We start from the raw sequence: 26,774 nt of genomic DNA, 5'->3' as shown, positions 1-26,774 counted from the left end.
GCAGTGTCGGTCACCGGTCCGCCCCCTCTTCCTCGTCACTGTCGCTCTGTTCGGTGGCCACCGGCTCGTAGACCAGGACCGCGCGGTTGTCCGGGCGCAGCCGGGCCGCGGCGGCCTCCCGCACCTCGTCGGCGGTGATGTCGAGGACGCGGTCGACGGCGGTGAGGGCGAGCTGCGGGTCGCCGAACAGCACGGCGAACCGGCACAGTTCGTCGGCGCGGCCCGCGACGGTGCCGAGCCGGTCCAGCCACTCGCGCTCCAGCTGGGCCTGCGCGCGCTCCATCTCCTCCGGGGTGGGACCCTCCGCGGCGAACCGGGCGAGCTCCTCGTCGACGGCCGCCTCGATCTCCGGGACCTCGACGCCGCCGGACGTCTTGACGTCCAGCCAGCCGAGCGAGGGCGCCCCGGCGAGCCTCAGCAGCCCGAAACCGGCGGCGACGGCCGTGCGGTCCCGGCGGACCAGGCGGTTGTGCAGCCGGGAGGACTCCCCGCCGCCCAGGACCGTCAGGGCCAGGTCGGCGGCGTCGCACTCGCGCGTGCCGTCGTGCGGCAGCCGGTAGGCGGCCATCAGGGCGCGCGCCGGGACCTCCTCCTCGACGACCTCGCGCAGCTGCTCGCCGATGACGTCGGGCAGCGAGCCGTCGCGCGGGGCCGGCTTGCCGTCGTGGGACGGGATGGACCCGAAGTACTTCTCGATCCAGGCGAGGGTCTGCTCCGGGTCGATGTCGCCGACGACGGACAGCACCGCGTTGTTCGGGGCGTAGTACGTGCGGAAGAAGTTCCGCGCGTCCTCCAGGGTGGCCGCGTCCAGGTCGGCCATGGAGCCGATGGGCGTGTGGTGGTAGGGGTGGCCCTCCGGGTAGGCGAGCGCGGTCAGCTTCTCGAAGGCCGTGCCGTACGGCACGTTGTCGTAGCGCTGGCGGCGCTCGTTCTTGACGACGTCCCGCTGGTTCTCCATGGACTCGTCGTCCAGGGCGGCGAGCAACGAGCCCATGCGGTCCGCCTCCAGCCAGAGCGCGAGCTCCAGCTGGTGGGTGGGCATGGTCTCGAAGTAGTTGGTGCGCTCGAAGCTCGTCGTGCCGTTCAGCGAGCCGCCCGCGCCCTGCACCAGCTCGAAGTGGCCGTTGCCGTGGACCTGCTTCGAGCCCTGGAACATCAGGTGCTCGAAGAGGTGGGCGAGCCCCGTGCGGCCCGCGACCTCGTGGCGCGAGCCGACGTCGTACCAGAGGCAGACCGCCGCGACCGGGGTCAGGTGGTCCTCGGAGAGCACCACGCGCAGGCCGTTCGCCAACCGGTGCTCGGTCGCTGTGAGGCCGCCGGAGCCGGCCTCGGCCGTGGCCGTGTGACCCATGGGCATGTACGTCCCTTCGATGGCGATGTGAAAAAGTCCTGCCACTGTATGCAAGCGCGCCGACACCTGGCGAAGTTCCCGTCCCCGCGAGATGTCCCTCTTCCGGGTCGCGGTCGGCGTTGTCGGTGGCACGGTCCACAATGGTCCGCGTCAGATCAACCTTGTTGGTGAAGGAGCCGCAGCCGCGATGGCCCGCCGCAGCACGAAGACACCGCCGCCGGACGACGCGTACGAGGAGAGGATCCTCGACATCGACGTCGTCGACGAGATGCAGGGCTCCTTCCTCGAGTACGCGTACTCGGTGATCTACTCGCGCGCGCTCCCGGACGCCCGCGACGGGATGAAGCCCGTCCAGCGCCGCATCGTCTACCAGATGAACGAGATGGGGCTGCGTCCCGACCGCGGCTTCGTGAAGTGCGCCCGGGTCGTCGGCGAGGTGATGGGCAAGCTGCACCCGCACGGCGACGCGTCGATCTACGACGCGATGGTCCGCATGGCGCAGCCCTTCTCCATGCGCCTCCCGCTCGTCGACGGCCACGGCAACTTCGGCTCCCTCGGCAACGACGACCCGCCGGCCGCCATGCGGTACACCGAGTCGCGGATGGCCCCGGCCGCGCTGCTCATGACCGAGTCCATCGAAGAGGACACGGTCGACTTCGCGCCGAACTACGACGGCCAGGAGCAGGAGCCGGCCGCGCTGCCCGCCGCCTACCCGAACCTGCTGGTCAACGGCGCGTCCGGCATCGCGGTCGGCATGGCGACCAACATGCCCCCGCACAACCTCGGCGAGGTCGTCGCGGCCGCCCGCCACCTGATCCGGCATCCGAACGCCGACCTCGAGACGCTGATGCGCTTCGTGCCCGGCCCGGACCTGCCGACCGGCGGCCGGATCGTCGGCCTCTCCGGCATCAAGGACGCGTACGCGTCGGGGCGCGGCTCCTTCAAGATCCGCGCCACCGCGACCGTGGAGACCGTCACGGCGCGCCGCAAGGGCATCGTCGTGACCGAGCTGCCGTTCACGGTCGGCCCCGAGAAGGTCATCTCCAAGATCAAGGACCTGGTCGGTTCCAAGAAGCTCCAGGGCATCGCGGACGTCAAGGACCTCACCGACCGCAGCCACGGCCTGCGCCTGGTCATCGAGATCAAGAACGGCTTCGTGCCCGAGGCCGTCCTGGAGCAGCTCTACAAGCTGACGCCGATGGAGGAGTCCTTCGGCATCAACAACGTGGCGCTCGTCGACGGGCAGCCGCTCACCCTCGGCCTCAAGGAGCTCCTGGAGGTCTACCTCGACCACCGCTTCGAGGTGGTCCGCCGCCGCTCCGAGTTCCGCCGCACCAAGAAGCGCGACCGGCTCCACCTGGTCGAGGGCCTGCTCGTGGCGCTGCTCGACATCGACGAGGTCATCCGTCTCATCCGGGAGAGCGAGAACTCCGCGCAGGCCAAGGAGCGCCTGATGGAGCGCTTCTCCCTGAGCGAGATCCAGACGCAGTACATCCTGGACACCCCGCTGCGCCGCCTCACCAAGTTCGACCGGATCGAGCTGGAGGGCGAGCGCGACCGCCTCAACGGCGAGATCGACGAGCTGACCGGGATCCTGGACTCCGACGCGGAGCTGCGCAAGCTGGTCTCGGCGGAGCTGGCCGCGGTCGCCAAGAAGTTCGCCACGGACCGCCGGACCGTCCTGCTCGAATCGGCCGGCACGCCCGTCGCGGCCACGTCCCTCCAGGTCGCGGACGACCCGTGCCGGGTCCTGCTGTCCTCGACCGGTCTGCTGGCGCGTACGGCGACGGAGCAGCTGCCGCCCGCCGACCCGGACGCGAAGCGGGTCAAGCACGACGTGATCCTGTCGGCGGTGGCCGCCACCCAGCGCGGCGACGTCGGCGCGGTGACCTCGGCCGGCCGGCTGCTGCGGATCGCGGTGATCGACCTGCCGCAGCTGCCGGACACCGCGTCCGCCCCGAACCTGGCGGGCGGCGCGCCGCTGTCGGAGTTCCTCTCCCTGGAGGCGGAAGAGACGGTGGTCTGCCTGACGACCCTCGAGGAGGCCTCGCAGGGTCTCGCCCTCGGCACGCTCCAGGGCGTGGTGAAGCGGGTGGTGCCGGACTATCCGGCGAACAAGGAGGAGCTGGAGGTCATCACCCTCAAGGACGGTGACCGGATCGTCGGCGCGACCGAGCTGCGGACGGGCGAGGAGGACCTGGTCTTCATCACCTCCGACGCCCAGCTGCTGCGCTACCCGGCCTCCCAGGTGCGGCCCCAGGGCCGGCCCGCGGGCGGCATGGCGGGCGTCAAGCTGGCCGCGGGCGCCGAGGTCCTCTCGTTCACGGCGGTCGACCCGGCGTCGGACGCGGTGGTCTTCACGGTCGCGGGCTCCACGGGCGCCCTGGACGCTTCCACCGGTACCTCGGCGAAGCTGACGCCCTTCGACCAGTACCCGCGCAAGGGCCGCGCGACCGGCGGCGTCCGCTGCCAGCGCTTCCTGAAGGGCGAGGACGTCCTGATCCTGGCCTGGGCGGGCGCCACCCCGGTCCGCGCCGCCCAGAAGAACGGCACCCCGGTGGGCCTCCCGGAGATCGACCCCCGCCGCGACGGCTCGGGCACGCCCCTGCCGAAGCCGGTGGACGTGCTGGCGGGTCCGGTCGGCTAGGACGCGTCGGGGCCGGGAGCCGGAGGAGACCTTAGAACAGGGTCTCCTCCGGCTCCCGTTCCGTCTGCGGCACGTATCGCAGGACGCCCCACATGCTGGGCTCGTCGGGGACGTCCCGCGGGCCGTTCAGCTCGCAGGCGGCGAGTTCCTCGCGCAGGCCGGCCGCGTCGACGCCGGAGCCGATCAGGACGAGCCGGGTGAGGCGCTCCTCGCCGGCGGGCCAGGGTTCGGGGTAGAAGCGCAGGAAGCGTCCGACGGCGTGCACGGTGTAGCGGTTGGCCGGGTCGGCGGTGCCGAGGTCGACGAAGCCCTTGATCCGGTAGAGCCCCTCGGGGCGGGAGTCGAGGAACGCCATCAGACGGCGCGGGTGGAGCGGCGTCGCGGCCGTCAGCGAGACGGTCTCGTAGGACGCGTGCACGTGCTCGGCGTCGTCGTCGGAGCCGTACAGGACGTCCTCGATCGACATCTGGCCCTCGATCTCGCCGTCCGGCACGACCCGGTCGAAGAGCAGTTCCGGGTCGACGCGGCCGTGGGAGGCCTCGATCACGGCGGCGCGCCCGGCGAGGCCCGCCACCGTCTCCCGTACGCTCCGCAGCTCGTCGGCGGAGACCCGGTCGGCCTTGTTGACGACCACGAGGTCGGCGACGGCCAGGTGCCGGTCGGTCCCGGGGTGCCGCTGCCGGGTGGCCCCGAACTCCGCCGCGTCGACGACCTGGACGAGCCCTCCGTACACGATCCGCTCGTTCTCGCTGGCGAGCACCATGCGGACCAGTTCCTGCGGCTCCGCGAGTCCGCTCGCCTCGATCACGATCACGTCGAGCCGGGACTCGGGCCGGGTCAGGACCTCCAGGTACTCGTCGAGTTCACTGGCGTCGACGGCGCAGCACAGGCAGCCGTTGCCGAGGGAGACGGTGGAGCCGACCTGGCCGGCGACGGTCATCGCGTCGATGCCGATGTCGCCGAAGTCGTTGACCATGACCCCGATGCGGGTGCCCCGGGCACTGCGCAGCAGATGGTTGAGGAGCGTGGTCTTCCCGGCCCCGAGGAACCCTGCCAGGACGACGACGGGGATCTGCTGCGTGGTCAAGGAACGTGCCTCCGGTCGTGCTCGGTCGTGGTCCCCGCGGCGTGCCGCTCCGCGGGAAAGGCCCAGGATAGGCGGGCCGCGGCCCCACGGCGGGCTTCGGTCCCCCGGGCTCTACCCCCGCTCCGGCACCGCACGCCTTCCCGCCCCCGCCCGCCGCTCGTTTCCGGTGCCGGGCCGTGTCCCCGTACCTTTTCGGGCATGACCCCCGTACGGACCGGATCCCCGCGCCCCCTCACGCGCCGTCGGCGGTTCGGGTGGCCCCGGCGGGTGTTCTCGCAGGTCCTGCTGATGCAGCTGGCCGTCGCGACCGGGGTGACCGTCCTCGCCACCGGCCTGTTCCTGGCCCCGCTGAGCGCCCAGCTCGACGACCAGGCCATGCGGCGGGCCCTGGCCGTCGCCGGGACCACCGCGTCGCCCCGGCTCGCCGCGGACCTCACCGGCGGTCCGCCGTCCGCACGGGGCCCGGTGCAGGCGGAGGCCGAGCGGGTCCGGACCTCCACGGGCGCCGAGTACGTCGTCGTCATGGACACGCACGGGGTGCGCTGGTCGCACCCCGACCTCGTGCGGATCGGCCGGCCCGTCTCCACCGACCCGAGCGCGGCCCTGGCCGGGCGGGAGGTCATGGAGATCGACAGCGGCACGCTCGGCCGGTCGGCGCGCGGCAAGGTGCCGCTGCGCGACGCGGACGGGCGGATCGTCGGCGCGGTCTCCGTCGGCATCGCGTACGACAGCGTCCGCGACCGGCTCCTCGGCGCGATCCTCGGCCTCCTCGCCCACGCGGGCGGCGCGCTCGCGACCGGGGTCCTGGCCGCGTACCTGATCTCCCGGCGGTTCCAGCGGCGGACGCACGACCTGGCGTTCTCCGACATCTCCGCGCTCCTGGCCGAACGCGAGGCCATGCTGCACGGCATCCGGGAGGGCGTGGTGGCCCTGGACCGCAACGGTTCCGTGCGGCTCGTGAACGACGAGGCGCAACGGCTCCTCGGCCTCGGCCCCGAGGCGGCGGGCCGGCCGCTCGACGAGGTCCTCGGCCGGGGCCGCACCGCCGACGTCCTCGCGGGCCGGGTCACCGGCGAGGACCTGGTCACGGTCCGGGGGCGCCGGGTGCTGATGGCGAACCGGATGCCCACGGACGACGGGGGCGCGGTGGCGACCCTCCGCGACCGCACCGAGCTGGAGGACCTCGGACGCGAGCTGGACGCCACCCGGGGTCTCATCGACGCCCTGCGCGCCCAGGACCACGAGCACGCCAACCGGCTGCACACCCTCCTCGGCCTCCTGGAGCTGGAGATGCACGAGGAGGCGGTGGAGTTCGTCACCGAGGTGGTCGGGGTGCACCGGGCCACCGCCGAGCAGGTCACCGAGAAGGTCCACGATCCGCTCCTGGCCGCGCTGCTCGTCGGCAAGGCCACCGTCGCCGCCGAGCGCGGCGTCTCGCTGCGGCTCGCACCGGACTCGCTCCTTCCGGACCGGCTGGTCGACCCGCGCGAACTGGTCACCGTCGTCGGCAACCTGGTCGACAACGCCCTGGACGCGGCCGCGGGCACCCCGGACGCCCGTGTCGGCGTCTCCTTCGTCCGCGAGGGCCGTACGGTCGTGCTGCGGGTCTCGGACAGCGGCCCGGGGGTGCCGGAGGAGCGGCGCGAGCCGATCTTCACCGAGGGCTGGACGACGAAGGCCCTCCCGTCCCACGGGAAGCGGGGGCTCGGCCTCGCCCTGGTGCGCCGGCTAGCCGAGCGCCGGGGCGGCTCGGCGACCGTGGCCGCGGGGCCCGACGGAGGAGCCGAGTTCACGGTCGTCCTCCCCGACGCCCTGAGCGACACCCCGGAAAGCCTTCCGTCCGTCCCGGAACCCGCCGAGGAGGCGCGATGAGCGACGACGTGCCCATCGACGTGCTCGTGGTGGACGACGACGTGCGGGTGGCACGGATCAACGCCGCCTACGTCGCCAAGGTGCCCGGCTTCCGGGTCGTCGCGACCGCCCATTCGACCGCCGGGGCGCTCGCCGCCCTGGACGAGCGGCCGGCGGACCTGATCCTCCTGGACCACCACCTGCCGGACGAGAACGGTCTCGCGGCGGTACGGAAGCTCCGCGCGCGCGGCCACCAGTGCGACGTGATCATGGTGACGGCGGCCCGGGACGTGGCCACCGTGCAGGCGGCGATGCGGCACGGCGCCCTCCAGTACCTGGTCAAGCCGTTCAGCTTCGCCGGTCTGCGCGGCAAGCTGGAGGCGTACGCGACGCTCCGCCGCACCCTGGAGGGCGGGGGCGAGGCCGAGCAGGCGGAGGTGGACCGGATCTTCGGGGTCCTGGCGGCGGGTACCGTCGCCCCCGACCTGCCTAAGGGGCACTCCCCCACCACGGCCGGACTGGTCCGGCAGGTGCTGCTCGCCGCCGACGGGCCGCTGTCCGCGCAGGAGATCGCCGAGCGGTCCGGCGTCAGCCGCCAGACCGCCCAGCGCTACCTCAAACTCCTGGAACGGACCGGCCGGGTGCGCCTCTCGCTCCGGTACGGCGAGACGGGCCGTCCCGAGCACCGGTACGCCTGGGTGAGCCCACCGCCCACCGCCTGACGCCTCTTCCCGGCCCCGTGTCCGTGCCCCGTCAGACCGCTCCCGCGCCGGTCAGCGCCCGGACCTCGGTCTCCGCGTGCCGTGCCTCGTCGGGCGGCTCGGTCGAGGTGGCCGTGCCGATCCACCCGGCGAGGAAGCCGAGCGGGATGGAGACCAGGCCCGGGTTCTGCAGCGGGAAGACGTGGAAGTCGACGCCGGGGAAGAGCGACTCCGGGCTGCCGGAGACGACCGGCGAGACCAGGACGAGCAGGACGGCCGGGACGAGCCCGCCGTACACCGCCCAGACCGCGCCCCTGGTCGTGAACTTCCGCCAGAACAGCGAGTAGAGCAGCACCGGCAGGTTGGCGGAGGCCGCGACGGCGAAGGCCAGGCCGACGAGGAAGGCCACGTTGAGGTCGCTGGCCAGCAGCCCGAGGCCGATGGCGGCGGCGCCGATCACCACCGCGGCGACCCGGGCCACGGCCACCTCGCTGTACTGCTTCGCGTGCTTGCGTCGCAGCGAGGCGTACAGGTCGTGGGCGACGGAGGCCGAGGAGGCGAGAGTGATCCCCGCGACGACGGCGAGGATGGTCGCGAAGGCGACGGCGGCGACGACCGCGAAGAGCACCGTGCCCCCGGTGGAGCCCGCGCCGCCCCCGAGGTCGAGTGCGAGCAGGGGTACGGCGGTGTTCCCGGCGGCGTTGGACGCCCGGACCTCGTCGGGACCGATCAGGGCGGCCGCGCCGAAGCCGAGCACGATCGTCATCAGGTAGAAGCTGCCGATGAGCCCGATGGACCAGACGACGGAGCGGCGGGCGGCCCGGGCGGTCGGCACGGTGTAGAAGCGCGACAGGATGTGCGGCAGGCCGGCGGTGCCCAGGACCAGGGCGAGGCCGAGGCTGATGAAGTCGAGCCGGGCCGTCCAGTCCCCGCCGTAGCGGAGTCCGGGAGCGAGGAAGTCGAGTCCGTGGCCGCTGCGTTCGGCCGCGGTGGAGAGCAGGCTGTTCACGTCGCCGTGGAAGCGGAGCAGGACGAGGACGGTGAGCGCGATCGTGCCCGCCATGAGCAGGACCGCCTTGACGATCTGGATCCAGGTGGTGGCCCGCATGCCGCCGAGCGACACGTAGATCACCATCAGCGCGCCCACTCCGATCACCGTCCAGGAGCGGGCCGCCTCGCCGGTGCCGCCGAGGAGGAGGGCGACCAGGCTTCCGGCTCCCACCATCTGCGCCACCAGGTACAACACGGAGACGGCCACCGAGGACGTTCCGGCGGCGATCCGCACGGGGCGCTCGGCCATCCGCGCGGCGACGACGTCGGCCAGTGTGAACCGTCCACAGTTGCGGACCAGTTCGGCGACGAGGAGGAGGACGACGAGCCAGGCGACGAGGAATCCGACGGAGTACAGCATGCCGTCGTAGCCGTAGAGGGCGATCAGGCCGGAGATGCCGAGGAAGGACGCCGCCGACATGTAGTCGCCGGCGATGGCGAAGCCGTTCTCCATGGGCGAGAAGAGGCGCCCCCCGGCGTAGAACTCCTCCGCCGAACCTTGCCGGCTGCGGCTCACCCAGGTGGTGATGCCCAGGGTCACGGCGACGAAGACGCTGAACAGCACGAGCGCCAGGGTCTGGTGGTCTCCGGTCACCGGTGCGCCGCCCCTCGGGTCATCTCCTGCGTGTCCCAGCGCAGTTCCAGCGCCGCCCGGTCCCTGCGCAGCCGCGCGTGACGCGCGTACGCCCAGGTCAGCAGGAAGGTGGTGAGGAACTGGCCGAGGCCCGCGACCATCGCCACGTTCACCGCTCCGGCGACCGGCCGGGCCATGAGCCCCGGCGCGGCGGTCGCCGCGACGACATAGGCGAGGTACCAGGTCAGGAAGGCGAAGCTGGCCGGGAAGACGAACCGGCGGTAGCGGCCGCGCACTTCCTGGAAGGCGGGGCTCCGCTGGACCTCCAGATAGATCTCCGCCGCGCTGGGGACGCGCTGTCGCGGCACCGCACCCGTACGACCGTCGCCGGTCGCCCCGGCTTCCGTCCGCCCGTCCCGGCCGGAGGCCGGCGCGTCGTCCCAGGGGTCGTCGGCCGGCACCGCCGAAGCGCCGCGCCCCTTCTGCTTCTCCACCTGCTCCACCGGTCCAAATCTCCTTGTCAGCGAACCGTTTCGGCCGCGTGCGCACAAGGATGGACAGAGCGGGAAGTTCCCGGACTCTTCTCCTCCCTCACTTCACCTCATCAGGTGACTCTTCTCCCGGGTGGCCTGACAGAACCGTGCTGATATGCGTACCGCACGGCCCGTGGGCGGAGGGTACGGCTCCGCCCACGGCCGGGTTTCTCAGGCGTCGATGCGCGAGCGGTCGAGAGTCGCCGCCGAGCTGGTGATGAACTCCTTGCGGGGCGCGACGTCGTTGCCCATGAGGAGGTCGAAGACCTGCTCCGACGCTTCCAGGTCGCCGATGTTGATCCGGCGCAGGGTGCGGTGGCGCGGGTCCATCGTGGTCTCCGCGAGCTGGTCGGCGTCCATCTCTCCCAGGCCCTTGTAGCGCTGGATGGAGTCCTTGTAGCGGACGCCCTTGCGCTGGAACTCGAGGAGGGTCTGCCGCAGCTCGTTGTCCGAGTACGTGTAGACGTACTTGTCCTGGCCGCGCTTCGGCTGGACGAGTTCGATGCGGTGCAGCGGGGGAACGGCCGCGAAGACCCGCCCCGCCTCGACCATGGGCCGCATGTACCGCTGGAAGAGCGTGAGCAGCAGTGTACGGATGTGGGATCCGTCGACATCGGCGTCGGTCATCATGATGACCTTGCCGTAGCGGGCCGCGTCGATGTCGAAGGTACGGCCCGAGCCCGCCCCTATGACCTGGATGATCGCGCCGCACTCGGCGTTCTTGAGCATGTCCGCGACGGACGACTTCTGGACGTTGAGGATCTTGCCGCGGATCGGCAGCAGGGCCTGGAACTCGCTGTTGCGGGCGAGCTTGGCCGTGCCGAGGGCCGAGTCGCCCTCGACGATGAAGAGCTCGCTGCGCTCCACGTCGTCGCTGCGGCAGTCGGCGAGCTTGGCCGGCAGGGAGGAGGTCTCGAGCGCGGTCTTTCTGCGCTGCGCCTCCTTGTGCTGGCGGGCCGCGATCCGGGTCCGGGCCGCGGCGACGGCCTTCTCCAGGACGGCGCGGGCCTGCGCCTTGGCGTCCCGCCTGGTGGAGGTGAGGAAGGCCTTGAGCTCCTTGCTCACCACGTTCGCCACGATGCGGCGGGCGGCGGAGGTGCCGAGGATCTCCTTGGTCTGGCCCTCGAACTGCGGCTCCGCGAGGCGCACGGTCACGACGGCCGTGAGCCCCTCCAGGGCGTCGTCCTTGACGATGTCGTCCTCGGCGACGCGCAGCATCTTGGCCGAGCGCAGCACCTCGTTCACCGTCTTCGTGACGGCCTGCTCGAAGCCGGAGACGTGGGTGCCGCCCTTGGGCGTGGCGATGATGTTGACGAAGGACTTGACCGCGCTGTCGTAACCGGTGCCCCAGCGCAGGGCGATGTCGACGGCGAGCTCGCGGGTGACCTCGGTCGGGGTCATGTGGCCGCGCTCGTCGAGGACCGGGACGGTCTCCTTGAAGGTGCCCTGCCCGGTGAGGCGCTGGATGTCGCAGACGGCCTTGTCCTGCGCGAGGTACTCGCAGAACTCGCTGATGCCCCCGTCGAAGCGGAAGGTCTCCTCGCTCTTGCCGACCCCGGCCAGGTCCCGCTCGTCGCGGACGACGATGGTGAGGCCGGGCACGAGGAAGGCGGTCTGCCGGGCGCGCTGGTGGAGGGTCTCCAGGGAGAGCTTGGCGTCCTTGAGGAAGATCTGCCGATCCGCCCAGTAGCGGACGCGGGTGCCGGTGCGGGTCTTGGGGATCCGCTTGCCCTTGCGGAGGCCGTTGGCCGGGTCGAAGGGGCTGTCGGGGCCCTGCTCGGTGAAGACGCCGGGGACGCCGCGGCGGAAGCTGATCGAGTGGACCGCGCTGTTCCGGTCGACCTCGACGTCGAGGCGGGCCGACAGGGCGTTGACCACGGAGGCGCCGACGCCGTGCAGACCGCCGGAGGCCGCGTACGAGCCGCCGCCGAACTTTCCGCCGGCGTGCAGCTTGGTCATGACGACCTCGACGCCCGAGAGGCCGGTCTTCGGCTCGACGTCGACCGGGATGCCCCGGCCGTTGTCCCGGACCTCGACGGAGCCGTCGTCGTGGAGGACGACCTCGATGTGGTCGCAGTAGCCGCCGAGGGCCTCGTCGACCGAGTTGTCGATGATCTCCCAGATGCAGTGCATGAGGCCGCGGCTGTCGGTGGACCCGATGTACATGCCGGGGCGCTTGCGGACCGCTTCGAGCCCTTCGAGTACGAGCAGGTGCCGCGCGGTGTAGTTGGAACCGTCACGGTCTGCGGTCAGCAGCGCACTGGACGGCACGGACGTCTCGGCGGTCACGCGGTTCGCTCCTCGCTGAATTTGAAATCTGGCCCGATGGGTAAGGCCCGGCGTCGGTCACCGGCTTCAGAGGGTACCGATGCCTGGTAGAGCCGTTGTCACGCCACCCTCCCCGGTTCCTCATGCTAGTCCAGAGTCGCATGCATGTTCGATCCCTCGATCGGGTGACGTGAACATCACGTTCCCTTCGAGGCATGAACCATTTAGGCTCCGGGCACGTCCTCATGAACAACCGGCAACCACGCCGGGAGGGCCTGACCGAGACAAGCAATGCGAAATCCGTAGAGCGACGCAATACGGCTCATTCGCCGCCAACCGGCAGCAGACAGCCACCTTGGGAAGAAGTTTCAAGGAAAAGCCACGAGCGGGAACGTTTTCGGCCTGGTTGGATGTTGACCCTGGTACGACAGCTCGTCGAGCTAGAGAAGAGGCGACGTGACTACTGTTCTGACCCCCGCGAGCCCCCTGACGGCCGCTGACCGCTGCGACCGCTGCGGCGCCCAGGCTTACCTGCGTGTCGTCCTGACCAGCGGAGGTGACTTGCTCTTCTGCGCCCACCACGGACGTAAGTTCGAGCCGGAACTCAAGAAGATCGCCGTTGAGATACAGGATGAGACGGACCGGCTGACGGACGTGCCGGCCCGCACGGTGGGCGACGAGCACTGACGCCCCGCATCCACGACGAGCCCAGGGCCGGTCGCTGACCGGACGGCGGGCGGTCACCCCCCGCGCTGCGGGGGGTGACCGCCCGTTCTCGTATTCGGAGGACTCCCGAAGACGTTTCCGGGCCCCGCTCCGGAGGGGGCTTCCGGCAGTCCTTCCGAAAGCCCCCTCCGGAGCCCGTCCCGGCGCCTTCACGGCCCCGGCCCCGAGCCTCTGCCGAAGCGCTCCTCAGAAGCGCTCCGGCAGCACCGCCGAAACGCGCGTGTAGACACCCGGGTTCTCCGCCTCCCCGCAGCCGCTGCCCCAGGACACCAGGCCGATGAGGCGCCCCTCGGCCACCAGCGGACCGCCGCTGTCCCCCTGGCACGCGTCCCTGCCGCCCCGCGGGTCGCCCGCGCACACCATCGTGTCGCCCCGGTACCGGGCGCCGGAACCGCCCGGGTACGCCCGCTCGCACGCCGTGTCCGGCAGCACCTGGACGCGCGCCGTCCGCAGCGCCGAGGCATAGCTCCCCCTGCCCGTCGTGTCCCCCCAGCCGTAGACGTCCGCCGCCGTGCCGGGCGCGTAGGCGGCGTCTCCCGCGCGGGCGACACCGATCACGTACGACTCCGGAAGCGCGCTCGCCAGCGTCAGGACCGCGAGGTCACCCGAGTTGGTGGTCGGGTCGTAGTCGGGGGCGACCCACGTCTCGGAGACCCGGACCTCCTGGCCTCCCTGGCCGCGCAGCGAGGCGCGGCCGGCGATGACCGCGAAGTCGCGCACCTCCTGCGGCTCGCCGCCGAGCACCTCCCGGCCCAGGCAGTGGGCCGCGGTGAGCACCTTGGTGGGCGCGACCACCACGCCTCCGCAGAACTGTCCCGCGCGCGTACCTCCGAACCGGTCACGACTGGACAGCGCCACGACCCACGGCGCGTCCGTGATCCCGACCTGGCGGCCGCCCACCACGACGCTGTCGGCGACCACGGGGGCGGCGAGGGCGAGGTGTCCCGCCGCCGCGGTGATCAGTCCCAGGGCACCCGTCAATGCTCGAGTGAGGGAACCACGCATGGAGCCTCCTGACTCTCCGGTGATGTCGGTTCACCCAGCGTCCAGCACCCGGGGCCGTGGCGCACACCCGAAGGGCCCGGCTCCCCCTTTCGGGGAACCGGGCCCTTCGGTGTACCGCTCCGCGCCTCGTACGGATCCACGGACCGACCGAGGCAGGGCGTACCGGTCGCGTCAGTCGAGGTAGTCGCGCAGCACCTGCGAACGCGACGGGTGACGCAGCTTCGACATCGTCTTCGACTCGATCTGGCGGATCCGCTCACGCGTCACGCCGTAGACCTTGCCGATCTCGTCCAGCGTCTTCGGCTGGCCGTCGGTGAGACCGAAGCGCATCGAGACGACACCGGCCTCGCGCTCGGAGAGCGTGTCGAGGACGGAGTGCAGCTGCTCCTGGAGGAGCGTGAAGCTCACCGCGTCGGCCGGGACGACCGCCTCGGAGTCCTCGATCAGGTCGCCGAACTCGCTGTCGCCGTCCTCGCCCAGCGGGGTGTGGAGGGAGATCGGCTCGCGGCCGTACTTCTGGACCTCGATGACCTTCTCCGGGGTCATGTCGAGCTCCTTGGCCAGCTCCTCCGGGGTGGGCTCGCGGCCCAGGTCCTGGAGCATCTGGCGCTGCACGCGCGCGAGCTTGTTGATGACCTCGACCATGTGCACCGGAATACGGATGGTGCGGGCCTGGTCGGCCATGGCGCGGGTGATCGCCTGACGGATCCACCAGGTGGCGTACGTGGAGAACTTGTAGCCCTTGGTGTAGTCGAACTTCTCGACGGCGCGGATCAGACCGAGGTTGCCCTCCTGGATGAGGTCCAGGAAGAGCATGCCGCGGCCGGTGTAGCGCTTGGCGAGGGAGACCACCAGACGGAGGTTGGCCTCCAGGAGGTGGTTCTTGGCCCGGCGGCCGTCCTCGGCGATGATCTCCAGCTCGCGCTTGAGCTTGGGAGCCAGCTTGTCCGAGTTGGCGAGCTTGTCCTCGGCGAACAGGCCGGCCTCGATGCGCTTGGCGAGCTCGACCTCCTGCTCGGCGTTGAGCAGCGGGACCTTGCCGATCTGCTTGAGGTAATCCTTGACGGGGTCGGCGGTGGCACCGGCGACCGCGACCTGCTGCGCCGGAGCGTCGTCCTCGTCCTCGTCGGACAGGACGAAGCCCTTGGCCTCGCCCTCGGTCTCCTCTTCCTCGCCCTTGCCGGGAGCCACGTCCTCGAGGAGCTCCTCACCCTCGACGAGCTCGTCGGCGTCCTTCTTGGACGCGGTCTTCTTGGCCGCCGTCTTCTTGGCGACGGTCTTCTTGGCCGCCGTCTTCTTGGTGGCGGTCTTCTTCGCTGCCGCCTTCTTGGCGGTCGAGCCGGCCTCGTCGGCCGGGTCGGCGCCTTCGGCGGCGGGGGCCGCGGCCGGGACGGCGGACTTCGTCACGGTCGCCCTGGCGGTGACGGTCTTGGTGGCGGTGCGCTTGGCCGGGCTCTTCGCTGCGACGCTCTTGCGGGCGCGCTTCGGCGACTCCGCTGCACTGACCATCAGCGTCACACCCTCTTCCTCGAGGATCTGATTGAGGCTGCGCAGAACATTCTTCCACTGGGTTGGCGGAATCTGGTCAGCCTCGAAGGCCCGACGCACGTCATCGCCGGCGATCTGCCCATCAGCCTTTCCCCGCTCGATGAGCGCCATCACAGACTCGGACTCGGCGATCTCCGGCGGGAGCGTACGGGATGTGCTGGCCGACACGAACAACCTCTCGGAACGATGGAAACGGCTTCCGGCCCCGCCCTGGATCGGGCTGGAGCCGACGACCGTCGACGGGGGATGTGCCGACGGCGCGGGCTGGACCGGGGAACTGCACAGCGCCTCCGTCGGCTGCTGTATTCCTTCCTCGGCCGTCACCTCTTAGGTCATCGCACGGCTCGGAGGAGTGTTACGCCCAATCTTCGTGGCCCGAGTCACACCTCATTCGCGACGAAACGTCCAGACCGTCCGATCGGCGTACATTCGCGCCGTCGGGACCCGGGCGCCGCTCGGGGGCGGCCCTGCCGGGCTCCCCGGACGGCGCCCGGATCCGGCGGCACGCGGTGTGGGCGCTTCCTCGCTCCCGGCCACGGTCCGCGAGTCAGTGTTCGCGGGGAGCCGGGACGACGCGCTCCACCTCGGGGTGGACCGTGAGCAGCTGCCGCATGGCCGTCTCGGCACCCTGCGCGTCACCGGCGGCGAGCGCGTCCACGATCCGGGAGTGGTGGGCGAGGCAGGCCTCGCTCGGCCGGTCGCAGCCGGTGACGGGGCCGCCGGAGACCTGGAGCGCGGCGGCGACGATGCCGGAGAGGTGCTCCAGCATGCGGTTCCCGGCGAGCTGGATGAGGAGGGAGTGGAACTCGGCGTCGGCCCGGGAGAAGGTGATGCCGTCTCCCTGGGCGAACGCGTGGCCCATGATCTCGACCATGTCGGCGAGGCGCTGTTGCACGTCCTCGCGGCCGTGTCCGGCGGCGAGGCGGGCGGCCAGGGGCTCGATCGTCCAGCGCAGGTCGTTCAGCTCGCGGCGCTGGTCGTCCCGCTGCGGGCCGAAGGCACGCCACTCGATGATGTCGGGGTCCAGGAGGTTCCAGTCGCTGACGGGCCTGACCCGGGTGCCGACGTTGGGGCGGGCGCTGACGAGCCCCTTGGCCTCGAGGACGCGGAGCGACTCGCGCACGACGGTGCGTGAGACCTCGAACCGCTGGCCGATCTCCTCGGGAACGAGCGGACGGTCGGCTCCGAGGTCGCCGGAGACGATCATCTGGCCGAGCTGCTGGACGAGCTGGCCGTGCAGCCCGCGCCCCCGGTTGCCGGCGCTCCTGCGACCGACGCGGCCGAGGTCGGTGTCCACCCCCTCCCAGGAGGAGGGGGCCGCGCGGCCGGTGACGGGAGCCTCCGCGTAGGGGTAGCGGTCGAGATCGCCCGGGGTGCCGAGGCCGGAGTCGACGGAGCGGGCGGCGGTCATCATGGTGTGCGCAAGGGTACTCACGCATCCTTTGTCGGCGCTGCCTCCACGGCCCTTGAGGTCTTTGGTGAAAAGCACACGAAAGGGTGATCAGCACCCCTTACGCAATTGACGATCAATCGGACATAAGCCTCATATCACCTGCCAGTTGATGTCGACTCGGAGGCTTTCGGTCCGCGTGCGGTCACCAACGGGCTCTGCGACGAAGGCCGGTGAACACATAAGCGCAGAACAGCCCCGTCAACGTCAGGGAGAGCGCCACTCCTGCGGGCTGCCCCAGCACCCGCAGTCCCCCGGACAGCCAGCGGTCCGCGGCCGGGGACCAGTACGGGCCGGCGAACTCGCGCAGCCGCGCCGGGAGTCCGGCGGCCGACCGCACCGACGGCCCCGTCAGCACCTTCTGCAACAGCGGGACGAGGGCGACCGGTACGGCGAGCACCGCCGCCACCCCGGCCGCGGCGGCCCGGAACACCCCGGCACCGAGCACCCCGGCCCAGGCACAGCCGACGAGCAGACCCAGCCAATTCGCGCAGAGAACCGGCCACTTCCCCGGCACGGGGATCAACTCGCCGCCGTAGAAGAGCCGCAGGGCCCCCAGGTCGACCGCCACGACGAGCACCCCGAGCGCGAGGGCGACGGCCGCCGCCACGGCGAGTTTCGCGAACAGCAGGCCCGGCCTGCGGGGCACGGTCCCGCGGCCCGTGGTGAGCGCGGGATAGCGGTACTCCTCCGCGAAGGAGACGGCGCCGAGCAGTCCGGCCCCCAGGGCGGCGGGCGGCAGCGGGGAGATCGCGGGCCAGCCGGCGACGACGGCGGGCAGCGCGGCGCGACCGCCCCGCCCGAGGAGCAGGGCGAGCGTCACGGAGACGAGGAGGACGCCCGCCACGACGAGCGGCGTGGACGGCACGCCCAGCAGCCGGTGGACCTCGTAACGGAGCGGACGCAGGGGCGAGCGCATCGGTCGCCGGGCGGTGACCGGCCGCTCCGCCGAGACGTCGCGGGCGGTGCCCGGAGGAGCCGGTTCGACGCGCCGCGACACGGCCGTGGTGGCGTGCGGTCCGCCGGCGGGACTCCCGGGGACGCCGCCCTCCCGCTCGGTGTCCTGCCCGGTCCCCGCACCGGTGCCGGCGCCGGTCGTACCCGTCGCACCGGTGTCGCCCGTCTCGTCGGCGAGGCGGTGGACCGGTACGCCGTGCCGGAAGGCCGTGTCGCCGACGGACGCGCAGTCGCTGCCGTAGACGGACAGCCGGTTGCCGTCCTCCGCGACCACCTCGACCGGTCGACGGGCGGCCCTCGCCTCCTGGGTCACGGCCGCGGCCAGGCGCGCGGCGTGCGGCGTGCGGACGGTGACCCGGGGACGCAGCCGGGTACGGGCGAACTCGGCCGCCTCCTGCACGGCGACGAGCCGACCGGCGTCGAGGGTGACGACCCGGTCGGCGTTGCGGACGGCGTCCTTGGGGTCGGCCGTGGTGTAGAGCACCGTGCCGCCCCCGGAGGCATGGGCGCGCAGGAACTCGTACAGCCACACGCTCTCGGACGCGGAGAGACCGGCACCCGGCTCGTCGAGCAGGAGCGTGTGGGGGTCGCCCAACAGGGCGGAAGCCAGGCCGAGTCGGCGGTCCGCGCCGATCGGCAGGGTCCCGATCGGACGGCGCTCCAGGCCCGCGAGGCCCGTGCTCCGCAGCAGTTCCTCGGCCCGCGAGGAGGGAACCCCCGTGGCGGCACAGAGCATCCGGAGCTGGCCCCGGAGCGTACGGGAGGGATGGCCGGGGACGTCGCCGAGGAGCACGCCCACCTCGCGGGCGGGGTGGGCGACGCGGTGCAGCGGCCGACCGCGGAAGTAGGTGATCCCGCGGCCCGGCTCGAGTTCGAGCATGAGGCGGAGGGCGGTGGTCTTGCCGGAGCCCGAAGGTCCGACGAGAGCGGTCACGGCGCCCGGCCGGGCCTCGAAGGTCAGGTCGTCCACGGCGGGCGGGCGATCGCCGCGGGGGGTGCTGGTCAGTCCGATTGCCTGGAGCATCGCTTCTCTCGCGGTAGGTGACACCGCTCCGCGGCAGGGCGGCGCTACCGCAGCAAGATAACGCTACATTTCGGACTTTCCATGCAGGATTGGCGCTCTGGGGCGCCGGATGTCCCCGCCCTCAGACCTCGGGGCGCAGCATGGGCGGATTGAGGAGGGTGGCCCCGCCCGCCCTGAAGAGCTGGGCCGGACGCCCTCCCTGACGGGTCGTGGTGCCACCGGCCGGGACCAGGAAGCCGGGCGTGCCGGTCACCTTGCGGTGGAAGTTGCGCGGATCCAGGGCCACGCCCCAGACGGCCTCGTAGACGCGCCGCAGCTCTCCGACCGTGAACTCCGGCGGGCAGAAGGCCGTGGCCAGGGAGGAGTACTCGATCTTGGAGCGGGCGCGCTCCACCCCGTCGGCGAGGATCCGGGAGTGGTCGAAGGCGAGCGTCCCCGCTCCCCCGCCGTCGGCACCGGCGGCCGCGTCCTCCCCGAGCAGCTCCTCGACGGGAGCCCAACGGGCACTGTTGGCGTCACCGCCCGCCCGGGGGGCGGGCAGGTCCGGGGCGAGGGCCAGGTGCGCGACGCTCACCACGCGCATCCGGGGATCGCGGTCGGGTGCCCCGTACGTCGCCAGCTGCTCCAGGTGCGCGCCGTTGCTCGGCACGGGAGGCGGGGCGGCCGGGTCGTACGCGCAGAGGCCGGTCTCCTCGACCAGCTCGCGCGCCGCCGCGCCGCCGAGGTCCTCGTCCGCCCGCACGAAACCGCCGGGCAGAGCCCAACGTCCCTGGAACGGAGCCTCCCCCCGCCGTACGACCAGGGTGCAGAGCGCGTGGCTCCGCACGGTGAGCACGACCAGATCGACGGTGACGGCGAAGGGCGGGAAGGCCGACGGGTCGTAGGGAGGCATGCCGCGATCATAGTCGTCTTCCTGACGATAAACACGCCCCGTGGAATCTTCGGCGACGACTTCACCGACGTGTTCCCCGGCGCGCCGCGCGGCTTCCCTCGTGTCCGTGTCCGCCATCCCGTCACACCCCCAGTTGAAGGCCCTCCGCGGCCTCCTCGACCATACCGAGACCCAGCCTGCTCACCCGCACGGCGAACGGCTCGCCCGCGACCACGAGCCCCGACAGGCGGATCGCTCCGAGGGGCGCGGAGGACAGCGGGTGCACCGAGACGGACCGACCGGGCACGTCGGGCCGGACTCCGGCGAGGGCGAGAAGGGCGTGCACCGCTCCGGCGGCCGCGACGGCAGCCGGTCGGCACGCGGCCGGGTGGGGCACCGGACGTCCGCCCGCCGTCCGCTGCGTGCCCGCGTACATCTCGGGGAGGCGGTGGTCGAAGGCCTCCGCCGCGTCGAGCAGTCCCCGCAGCAGGGAGGCGGCCTCCTTCTCGTGTCCCGCGGCGGCGAGGCCGGCCACGGCGACCGCCGTCTCGTGCGTCCGGACCGTGCCCGTGCGGTGGCCGAAGGGGTTGTGGTCCGGTTCCTTGGCGGCCAGGCCGCGCAGCCCCCAGCCGGAGTCGAGGTCCGGGGTGCCGAGCAGCCGGGCCACCCGCTCGGTCTCCGCCCCGTCCAGCAGGCCCTGCGCGTACCGGCCGCCGCCCAGCAGCCCGGTGTCGAGGAGATGCGCCGCCCAGCCGCCCGGCCGGGCCCAGGTCCTGCCGTCCGGCGTACGGGCGAGGGCGGGGCGGCCCCCCGCCCGGTCGTCGATCCAGAGCTCGTGCCGGAACCGCCGACGCATCGTCCTCGCCGTGTCGCGCAGCACGTCGCCGCCGGGTCTCCCGCAGGCGTCGAGGAGGTCCGCACCGAGCAGCGCCGCCCGGTGGGCGTGCGCCTGCGTCTCGGCCCGCCGGGCTCCGGCGGGCCACGGGTCCGGCACGAGGCCGTCCGCGTCGGCGGCACGGCGGAGCCAGTCGAGACAGCGCTCCGCGACGGGAAGCAACTCCTCCAGGTCCGCCGGTGGCAGTCCCCAGCGGCGGGCCTCGGCGAGCACCACGGGGAAGCCGAGCGTGGCCTCGATGCCCGTGCAGCGGGGCGGAAGGTGCGGGCCCGCGTCCCTGAGGGGTCCCGGGATGCGGCCGGACTCGGCTCCTTCGCCGGTGCGTTGGGTGCGGCCGAGGGCGCGCAGGGTGGTGGCGGCGAGCCGGGTGCCGAGGGGAAGGGCCATGCGGGCCGCCCAGAGCGCCTCGGCGGTGACCGGTCCGCAGCGCCAGGGGACGCCGGCGGCGAGGTACACGTCCGCGGGGTGTTCAGGGGCGCGCTGGAGCAGGGCCCGCAGGTCCTCGACGGACGCGCGCAGCAGTTCGCCGGGACGGGGATCGTCGGCCTCGGCCCGGACCTCGGCGAGGAGGTGGCCGCCCGGCCGTCCGGTGCCCCCTCCCGGGGAGCCCGTGGGGCGGCCGGCTGCCTCCCCTCGCACCCGGAGCCCGATCGTGAAAGCGGCTCCGGGAGCCACCTCGGCCTCCCAGCGCAGGACTCCCGCCGCCGCCAGGGAGTCCGTGGGTGCCGGGTCGGCGGTGACGGTGGCGGAGCGTCCGTCGCTACCCGTCCAGCGCAGTCCGGTTCCGTGGACGCTCGCCGTGAGCTCGGCTCCGGGCCTGCCGGTCGCCACCGTGCCCAGGTCCGCGAGATCCGTGCCCAGAGCGATTTCCACGGGGAGCCGGAGGGGCCGGGCGGCGGCGCTCCGCAGGGTGATCCGCTCGGTGCCGTCGGCGCTCCGCGTGCGTTCGACGGTGAGACCGGGATCGGGTCCCGCTTCTCCGGGGACGCGCAGGACGCCGAGGAACACCGCCCGGTCGGCACCCGCCATACGGCCCTGGAGGGCGACGGGCTCCCGGCCCGCCACCCGCAGGACGCAGCGGGAGAGGAGCCGCCGCCCCGCCGCGTACACACCCTCGGCTCCCTCGCCGGTGAGCTGGCCGTGCTCGGGGCAGACGGCGAGGGCGGGCAGGGCGACGCAGACGAGCGCGCCGTGCACCGGGGGAAGTTCCACCGGGCGTGCCGCGCGCGGGAGCGCGGTGCTGGAGGCGTGTCCGACCGTGGGACGGGCGGGGCGGCCGGGGGCCGGAACGGGGCTGGGGGCCATGGCGGGTGCGAGGTGCTCTCTGTGCGGACCGGGCGGCCGGCGGAGTGTCGGCGGCACGGTTCGTACGTCTCCGCCGGAAAGCTGAACGCGTCCGCGGGCGGCCGGGTCACGGTCGTCATCGTCCACTCCTGCTGCCGCGCTGTCCGCCGTGGCGCGGGGAGCCGCCTCCCGGCCGTTCGGCGGCGGGCCCGCCGGGCCGGACTCCGGCCGCCGCACGCCGGTCCCGCGTCCCGGGAACCCGTCCGGCCCTGCCGAGGGCCGGACGGGTTCCCGGCCGCTGGGAGGCACGCGTCCGGAGCCGGCGGGAGGGCGCCGGGGCGGTCTGTTGCGGGGCGGCCCGTGAGTCCCGCTCGCTCCTCAGGCAGGAGCGGAGCGACTCGGGGTCGAGGCCCTCGTTGCACGCCTGGTGGAGCAGTTGGGCGAAGACGTATTCGGGGTCGGCGTCGAGTGCGAGTCCGAGGGCGACCCGGGCCGTCGGTTCGTCACCGGTGGACCAGGCCGTCCAGCCCACGAGGGTGAGGGGTGCGGCGGCGTGCTCCTGGTAGGGGGTGACGCAGCGCCGGGCCAGGACGCGCCAGAGCCGCAGGGCGGCCGTGCCCTCCCAGCCCTCCATCCATTCGGCTGCGCGGTCCCGGGTGATCCGGTCCTGAAGGCCGAGGATCAGCGCGGCGGCCTCGTCGGAGGTGATCAGGGCGTCGTCGGCCGTGTCACCCCCGGTCGTGTCGGCGACGGCCCTTCCGGGGATCGTCGCACCCGTCGGGTTCGCCGCGCCCGCCGATGCCTTCGGGAGCTTCGGGGTCTTCGGATTGGTGAACCTGCGGAGGATCGCGCGGGCGAGGCGCAGGGTCTCCTCGCGTACCTCGACCCGTCCCCGGTCCTCGGAGCCTTCGAGGATGCGGGGGACGATCGAGGCGGCGGCCGCGTCGAGCGCGGCACGCTGCTCCTCCTCCCCCGGGCCTCCGGCCGGCTTCAGCCGGGCCTCCATGTCCCGCAGGGAGCCCCGCACCCGCACGCCGGCGTACGCGGCGGTCGCCGCCATCACCGTCGTACCGCTGAGCGCGAGCGGGGTGCCGTCGGGCGGGCAGCAGCGGGCGTCGGGGCAGCAGTAGGAGAAGTAGAGGCCGTCGGAGATGCAGAGGGCTTCGTAGACGGGGATGTCGAGAGCGCCGCAGGCGGTGCGCAGCCGCTGTGCGAAGGGGCGCAGCCGCTCCATGACGCGGCGGCCCGTCTCGCCGGGGGCCGGGTCCTGGCAGAGGAAGACGACGATGCCGTCCGGTCGGGCGCCGGTCCGGGCGCCGGCCCGGGCGCCTCCCTCGACGAGGCATTCGGCGAGGTGGTCGGCGGTGGACGCCCATTCACGGGGCGAGCCCGGGATGCCGAGCCTGACCCGGCCGCCGAAGCGGCCGCTCTCACCGTGGAGGGCGACCAGGACGACGGAGTCGGTGGGGTGGAAGCCCAGCATGAACGGCAGGGCGTCGGCCAGTTCGGCCGGGCCTCGCAGGGTGATCTGCTGGGTACGGGAGGGTCCGCTGGTTTCGTGGCGATTCGCGTTCATGGTCAGGACGGTCTCGTGTTCTTCCGAAATCCGAAACCCCTGTGGATAACTCACGGATCGCTCCATCCGCCGGTCTTTCGAGTTATCCACAGATTCGGACGCAGGTGCCCACGATGTCCGAGGTGCCGGGTTGCATGGGGGCATGACCCACACGATTTTCTCGAAGGTCCGATCATGCTGCGAGGCGGCGCGGGCCGCGTTCGTCCGGTGCCGCCGGGGCGGCCGGACTCGCGTCTCTCCCCGGATGAACGGACAGGCTGCGACGCGCCGTTCGGGCAGGATGGCAGGCTATCTGCGGCCTACCCGGAGGAGTGCTCATGCAGGTGACTCAGGATCAGGTACTCGCCTGGCGACTGCGGCAGCAGGGCTTCGTCCCCCGACGGACGGTTTCTGTCGCGGAGCTGGTGCGAGAGCTCGCGGGGGTGCAGGCGCAAGTGGCCTCGTCCGCGGAGCTCGCCCTCGCCACCCGGCAGCGGAAACCGAGAGCCGGTGCCGTGGAGAAGGCCCTGGAGGCCCGCGAGGTGGTCAAGACCTGGGTGATGCGGGGCACGCTGCACCTCGTGGCGGCCGAGCACATGGCGGCCTACCTGTCGCTGATGGCGGCGGCACAGACCTGGGAGAAGCCCGCCTGGCAACGGACGTTCGGAGTCACCCCGACGGAGATGGCGGCTCTCGGCGAGACCGTCGACGGCATTCTCGCCGGCAAGATCCTGACTCGTCAGGAGCTCACCGAGGCCCTGGTCGCCGATGGCAGGTTCGCCGCCCTGGAGGCTCAGCTGACGTCCGGGTGGGGGATGGTGCTCAAGCCGCTGGCCTGGACGGGGAAGCTGTGCCACGGTCCGAACCAGGGCAACCGCGTCACCTTCGCCTCTCCCCGCGACCGGGTGCCCGGCTGGTCGGGGACGATCGAGCCGGAGGAGGCGGCCCGGACCGTGATCCCCGCGTATCTCGGGGCACACGGGCCGGCGACCCCGGAGACCTTCGACGCCTGGCTGACGCGCAACGCGCACCGCAAGACGGTGGTGCGCGGTTGGTTCACCTCGCTCGGCGAGGAGTTGACGAAGGTGGAGGTGGACGGAACGACGTGTTACATGCGCACCGAGGACGTGGACGCGCTGGCGGCGGCGGAACCGTCGGAGGAGGTACGGCTGCTGGCCGGGTTCGATCAGTACGTGCTGGGGCCGGGCACGTCAGACACGCGCGTCCTGCGGGCGGAGCGGCGCAAGGCGGTGAGTCGTACGTCCGGCTGGATCACGCCCGTGGTGGTGCACCGGGGGCGGGTCGCCGGGGTGTGGGAGATCAACGACGGGACCGTGGACGTGCAGTTGTTCTCCGAGAGCTCCGAGGTACCGAAGGACGCGTTGGAGGCCGAGGTCGGGCACTTGGAGGTGTGCAACGGGCGTTCGTACGCAATGTCGGTACGGACGATCTGAGGCCCGTTCGAGGCGCGCGGAGGCCGGGAAGACGTGGGTGCGCCGCTTTCTCACCACCCTGTTCGAGTCCTCGTCTCCGGCGCCGTGAGCGTGGGCCGCCCGTGCGAGGGCCGGCGGCCGGAACGGCGGGATGCCGAGTGGTTCGGTGTGCCGCGGCGCGGCGCACGGGCTCGGGTGAGCAGACTGCGCGGGCAGGGTCGTACCGACTGAGAGGGCTTTCCGCATGAGACTCGCCGACATCGCACGGGCGTCCCGGGACATCGGCGCCGCCTCCGCGCGGACGGAGAAGGTCGCGCTGCTGGCCGAGTTGTTCCGGGCGACCGACCCCGCGGATGCCCCCGTCGTGATCATGTATATGGGCGGGCGGCTGCCCCAGCGCAGGATCGGTGTCGGCTGGAACACCCTCAAGGAGCGGCGGGAGCCCGCTCCCGAACCTCGGCTCGGGGTGCGGGAGGTCGACGCCCTCCTCACCCGGATCGCCGCCGTGTCCGGCAAGGGCGCGCAGGGCGAGCGGAAGAGGCTCCTCGATGAACTGATGGGCGCGGCCACCGAGGAGGAGCAGCTGTTCCTCGTTCGGCTGATCAGCGGTGAGCTGCGGCAGGGTGCCCTCGACGCCGTGGCCGTTGAGGGGCTCGCCTCGGCGGCCGGGGCGCCGGTCGCCGACGTGCGGCAGGCGGTCATGCTGAGCGGTTCGCCGGCCGCCGTCGCCGAGGTGCTGCTCTCCCGGGGCACGGCCGCCCTCGCCGGGTTCCGGCTCACGGTGGGGCGTCCGGTCCTGCCGATGCTGGCCCACACCGCCAAGGACATCGACGAGGCCCTCGCCCGGACGGGCCCCTGCGCTCTGGAGGAGAAGCTCGACGGCATCCGCATCCAGGTGCACCGCGACGGCGACGACGTGCGCGTCTTCACCCGTACGCTCGCCGACATCACGGCCCGGACCCCCGAGGTGGTGTCGCTGGTGCGCGCGCTGCCGGTGCGCCGGGTGGTGCTGGACGGGGAGTTGCTGGCCTTCGACGAGCGGGGACGGCCGCGGCCGTTCCAGGAGACGTCCGGACGGACCGGATCCACTCTCGACGTGGCGGGCGCGCGATCGGCGGTGCCGCTCTCCCCGGTGTTCTTCGAGGTGCTGTACGCCGACGGCGAGGACCTGCTCGCCACCCCGGCCGCCGAGCGGCGCGCGCTGCTCGACCGGCTGGTGCCCGAGGCGCAGCGCGTGCGCCGCCTCGTGGTGGCGGACCCCGCCGATCCGGAGGAGCGCGCGGCCGCGGTGGCCTTCGCCGCGGAGGCGCTCGAACGGGGCCAGGAGGGTGTCGTCGTGAAGTCCCTCGACGCGGTCTACAGCGCCGGGCGCCGGGGTGCCTCCTGGCTGAAGGTGAAGCCCGTGCACACCCTGGACCTGGTGGTCCTCGGCGCCGAATGGGGCCACGGCCGGCGCACCGGAACGCTCTCCAACCTGCATCTGGGCGCACGGGCGGCCGACGGCTCTTTCGCCATGCTGGGCAAGACGTTCAAGGGCCTGACCGACGCCCTGCTCGCCTGGCAGACCGATCGCCTGCGGAAACTGAAGGTCGCGGAGGAACCCTGGGGCGTCACCGTGCGCCCCGAGCTGGTCGTCGAGATCGCCTTCGACGGCGTCCAGCGCTCCACCCGCTATCCCGCGGGCGTCACCCTCCGCTTCGCCCGCGTGATCCGCTACCGCGAGGACAAGCTCCCCGTGGACGCGGACACGGTGGAGTCCGTGACGGCCCTCCTCCCCTGACCGGAAGCGCCCGCCCGGCTCGATCCGTTCCTCTCCGGCCCGGGGCGCCCGCCGGGGCCGGAGAGGTCGCAGAGTCGGTATGCGGGAACGGAGCTTCCGGGTGTGGGCTCGGGAACACGGCCGGACTCCGAAACCGTCCGGGGCCGTCAGGGCTACGTCCACCGCCCGGCGCCGTCGGGGCCGC

Annotated in this window: 19 protein-coding genes; 7 read left to right on the top strand and 12 right to left on the bottom strand. The window is 72.5% G+C overall.

The features are described 5' to 3' along the window. Positions 1-10: 10 nt before the first annotated feature. Complete coding sequence (locus ACFY7E_RS26530) at positions 11-1,357, bottom strand: M16 family metallopeptidase (RefSeq protein ID WP_389488961.1); 1,347 nt, start codon at positions 1,355-1,357, stop codon at positions 11-13. Positions 1,358-1,538: 181 nt separating this feature from the next. Here ACFY7E_RS26530 and ACFY7E_RS26525 point away from each other — a divergent pair, with 181 nt between their 5' ends. Then, positions 1,539-3,998, top strand: a complete 2,460-nt coding sequence (locus ACFY7E_RS26525; RefSeq protein ID WP_389488959.1) for a DNA topoisomerase (ATP-hydrolyzing) subunit A — start codon at positions 1,539-1,541, stop codon at positions 3,996-3,998. Positions 3,999-4,029: 31 nt separating this feature from the next. On the opposite strand, the gene ACFY7E_RS26520 is transcribed toward ACFY7E_RS26525, so the two are convergent. After that, positions 4,030-5,085: a CobW family GTP-binding protein gene (locus ACFY7E_RS26520; RefSeq protein ID WP_389488957.1), complete on the bottom strand. Its 1,056-nt coding sequence runs from the start codon at positions 5,083-5,085 to the stop codon at positions 4,030-4,032. Between the two features lie 198 nt (positions 5,086-5,283). On the opposite strand from ACFY7E_RS26520, the gene ACFY7E_RS26515 reads away from it, so the two are divergent. Next, on the top strand, positions 5,284-6,957 hold the full coding sequence (locus tag ACFY7E_RS26515; RefSeq protein WP_389488955.1) for an ATP-binding protein: 1,674 nt from the start codon (positions 5,284-5,286) through the stop codon (positions 6,955-6,957). Then, positions 6,954-7,658: a response regulator gene (locus tag ACFY7E_RS26510; RefSeq protein WP_389488952.1), complete on the top strand. Its 705-nt coding sequence runs from the start codon at positions 6,954-6,956 to the stop codon at positions 7,656-7,658. The genes ACFY7E_RS26515 and ACFY7E_RS26510 overlap by 4 nt, the downstream gene beginning before the upstream one ends. A 31-nt stretch (positions 7,659-7,689) precedes the next feature. Here ACFY7E_RS26510 and ACFY7E_RS26505 read toward each other — a convergent pair whose 3' ends face one another. The 3 genes from ACFY7E_RS26505 to ACFY7E_RS26495 form a co-directional block, all read right to left on the bottom strand. Further along, the gene (locus tag ACFY7E_RS26505; protein ID WP_383435035.1) at positions 7,690-9,282 is read right to left on the bottom strand and encodes a cation acetate symporter; all 1,593 of its coding nucleotides are present in this window, start codon (positions 9,280-9,282) and stop codon (positions 7,690-7,692) included. After that, entirely contained in the window at positions 9,279-9,764 is a 486-nt protein-coding gene (locus ACFY7E_RS26500; protein ID WP_389488950.1) for a DUF485 domain-containing protein, read from the bottom strand. Before ACFY7E_RS26500 ends, ACFY7E_RS26505 begins: the two co-directional genes overlap by 4 nt. Before the next feature lie 201 nt (positions 9,765-9,965). Continuing rightward, positions 9,966-12,083, bottom strand: a complete 2,118-nt coding sequence (locus tag ACFY7E_RS26495; protein ID WP_389488948.1) for a type IIA DNA topoisomerase subunit B — start codon at positions 12,081-12,083, stop codon at positions 9,966-9,968. A gap of 435 nt (positions 12,084-12,518) precedes the next feature. Here ACFY7E_RS26495 and ACFY7E_RS26490 point away from each other — a divergent pair, with 435 nt between their 5' ends. Further along, entirely contained in the window at positions 12,519-12,749 is a 231-nt protein-coding gene (locus tag ACFY7E_RS26490; RefSeq protein WP_030211728.1) for a hypothetical protein, read from the top strand. Positions 12,750-12,974: 225 nt separating this feature from the next. Here the strand turns inward: ACFY7E_RS26490 and ACFY7E_RS26485 are convergent, their stop codons facing one another. Both ACFY7E_RS26485 and ACFY7E_RS26480 read right to left on the bottom strand, forming a co-directional pair. Continuing rightward, the gene (locus tag ACFY7E_RS26485) at positions 12,975-13,793 is read right to left on the bottom strand and encodes a S1 family serine peptidase (protein WP_389488946.1); all 819 of its coding nucleotides are present in this window, start codon (positions 13,791-13,793) and stop codon (positions 12,975-12,977) included. Between the two features lie 171 nt (positions 13,794-13,964). Beyond that, entirely contained in the window at positions 13,965-15,509 is a 1,545-nt protein-coding gene (locus tag ACFY7E_RS26480; protein ID WP_389488943.1) for an RNA polymerase sigma factor, read from the bottom strand. Between ACFY7E_RS26480 and ACFY7E_RS26475 the strand changes: the two genes are divergently transcribed. Continuing rightward, positions 15,442-15,672: a hypothetical protein gene (locus ACFY7E_RS26475; RefSeq protein ID WP_356547278.1), complete on the top strand. Its 231-nt coding sequence runs from the start codon at positions 15,442-15,444 to the stop codon at positions 15,670-15,672. The two genes, ACFY7E_RS26480 and ACFY7E_RS26475, sit on opposite strands and share 68 nt — an antisense overlap. Before the next feature lie 216 nt (positions 15,673-15,888). Here ACFY7E_RS26475 and ACFY7E_RS26470 read toward each other — a convergent pair whose 3' ends face one another. From ACFY7E_RS26470 to ACFY7E_RS26450, 5 genes are all read right to left on the bottom strand, one after another. Next, positions 15,889-16,776 carry a FadR/GntR family transcriptional regulator gene (locus ACFY7E_RS26470; protein ID WP_389488941.1) on the bottom strand — a complete coding sequence of 296 codons (888 nt, stop codon included), beginning with the start codon at positions 16,774-16,776 and terminating at the stop codon, positions 15,889-15,891. A gap of 160 nt (positions 16,777-16,936) precedes the next feature. Then, positions 16,937-18,772 (bottom strand): ATP-binding cassette domain-containing protein, encoded by a 1,836-nt coding sequence (locus ACFY7E_RS26465; RefSeq protein ID WP_389488938.1) that lies wholly within the window; start codon positions 18,770-18,772, stop codon positions 16,937-16,939. 121 nt (positions 18,773-18,893) lie between these two features. Then, positions 18,894-19,664 carry an NUDIX domain-containing protein gene (locus tag ACFY7E_RS26460; protein WP_389488936.1) on the bottom strand — a complete coding sequence of 257 codons (771 nt, stop codon included), beginning with the start codon at positions 19,662-19,664 and terminating at the stop codon, positions 18,894-18,896. 121 nt (positions 19,665-19,785) lie between these two features. Continuing rightward, a complete protein-coding gene (locus ACFY7E_RS26455) occupies positions 19,786-21,843 on the bottom strand; it encodes a glycogen debranching N-terminal domain-containing protein (RefSeq protein ID WP_389488934.1) in 2,058 nt (685 codons plus the stop codon). 115 nt (positions 21,844-21,958) lie between these two features. Beyond that, a complete protein-coding gene (locus tag ACFY7E_RS26450) occupies positions 21,959-23,398 on the bottom strand; it encodes a DUF4192 domain-containing protein (RefSeq protein ID WP_389488931.1) in 1,440 nt (479 codons plus the stop codon). Positions 23,399-23,715: 317 nt separating this feature from the next. Between ACFY7E_RS26450 and ACFY7E_RS26445 the strand changes: the two genes are divergently transcribed. Then, complete coding sequence (locus ACFY7E_RS26445) at positions 23,716-24,831, top strand: winged helix DNA-binding domain-containing protein (protein ID WP_389488929.1); 1,116 nt, start codon at positions 23,716-23,718, stop codon at positions 24,829-24,831. A 223-nt stretch (positions 24,832-25,054) separates the two neighbouring features. Beyond that, the gene (locus ACFY7E_RS26440) at positions 25,055-26,590 is read left to right on the top strand and encodes an ATP-dependent DNA ligase (RefSeq protein WP_389488927.1); all 1,536 of its coding nucleotides are present in this window, start codon (positions 25,055-25,057) and stop codon (positions 26,588-26,590) included. Positions 26,591-26,774: the final 184 nt, after the last annotated feature.

The organism is Streptomyces sp. NPDC012825, from assembly GCF_042900925.1.
Classification (GTDB): Bacteria; Actinomycetota; Actinomycetes; order Streptomycetales; family Streptomycetaceae; genus Streptomyces.
The sequence above is the reverse complement of the archived record's forward strand: the minus strand, read 5'-3'. Positions and strand labels throughout refer to the sequence as shown.

Bases quoted from the DNA above. Each gene is read 5' to 3' on its own strand.
- ACFY7E_RS26530 (WP_389488961.1), bottom strand. From the start codon at position 1,357: ATGCCCATGGGTCACACGGCCACGGCCGAGGCCGGCTCCGGCGGCCTC.
- ACFY7E_RS26525 (WP_389488959.1), top strand. From the start codon at position 1,539: ATGGCCCGCCGCAGCACGAAGACACCGCCGCCGGACGACGCGTACGAG.
- ACFY7E_RS26515 (WP_389488955.1), top strand. From the start codon at position 5,284: ATGACCCCCGTACGGACCGGATCCCCGCGCCCCCTCACGCGCCGTCGG.
- ACFY7E_RS26510 (WP_389488952.1), top strand. From the start codon at position 6,954: ATGAGCGACGACGTGCCCATCGACGTGCTCGTGGTGGACGACGACGTG.
- ACFY7E_RS26485 (WP_389488946.1), bottom strand. From the start codon at position 13,793: ATGCGTGGTTCCCTCACTCGAGCATTGACGGGTGCCCTGGGACTGATC.
- ACFY7E_RS26475 (WP_356547278.1), top strand. From the start codon at position 15,442: ATGAGCGCCATCACAGACTCGGACTCGGCGATCTCCGGCGGGAGCGTA.
- ACFY7E_RS26465 (WP_389488938.1), bottom strand. From the start codon at position 18,772: ATGCTCCAGGCAATCGGACTGACCAGCACCCCCCGCGGCGATCGCCCG.
- ACFY7E_RS26460 (WP_389488936.1), bottom strand. From the start codon at position 19,664: ATGCCTCCCTACGACCCGTCGGCCTTCCCGCCCTTCGCCGTCACCGTC.
- ACFY7E_RS26455 (WP_389488934.1), bottom strand. From the start codon at position 21,843: ATGGCCCCCAGCCCCGTTCCGGCCCCCGGCCGCCCCGCCCGTCCCACG.
- ACFY7E_RS26450 (WP_389488931.1), bottom strand. From the start codon at position 23,398: ATGAACGCGAATCGCCACGAAACCAGCGGACCCTCCCGTACCCAGCAG.
- ACFY7E_RS26445 (WP_389488929.1), top strand. From the start codon at position 23,716: ATGCAGGTGACTCAGGATCAGGTACTCGCCTGGCGACTGCGGCAGCAG.
- ACFY7E_RS26440 (WP_389488927.1), top strand. From the start codon at position 25,055: ATGAGACTCGCCGACATCGCACGGGCGTCCCGGGACATCGGCGCCGCC.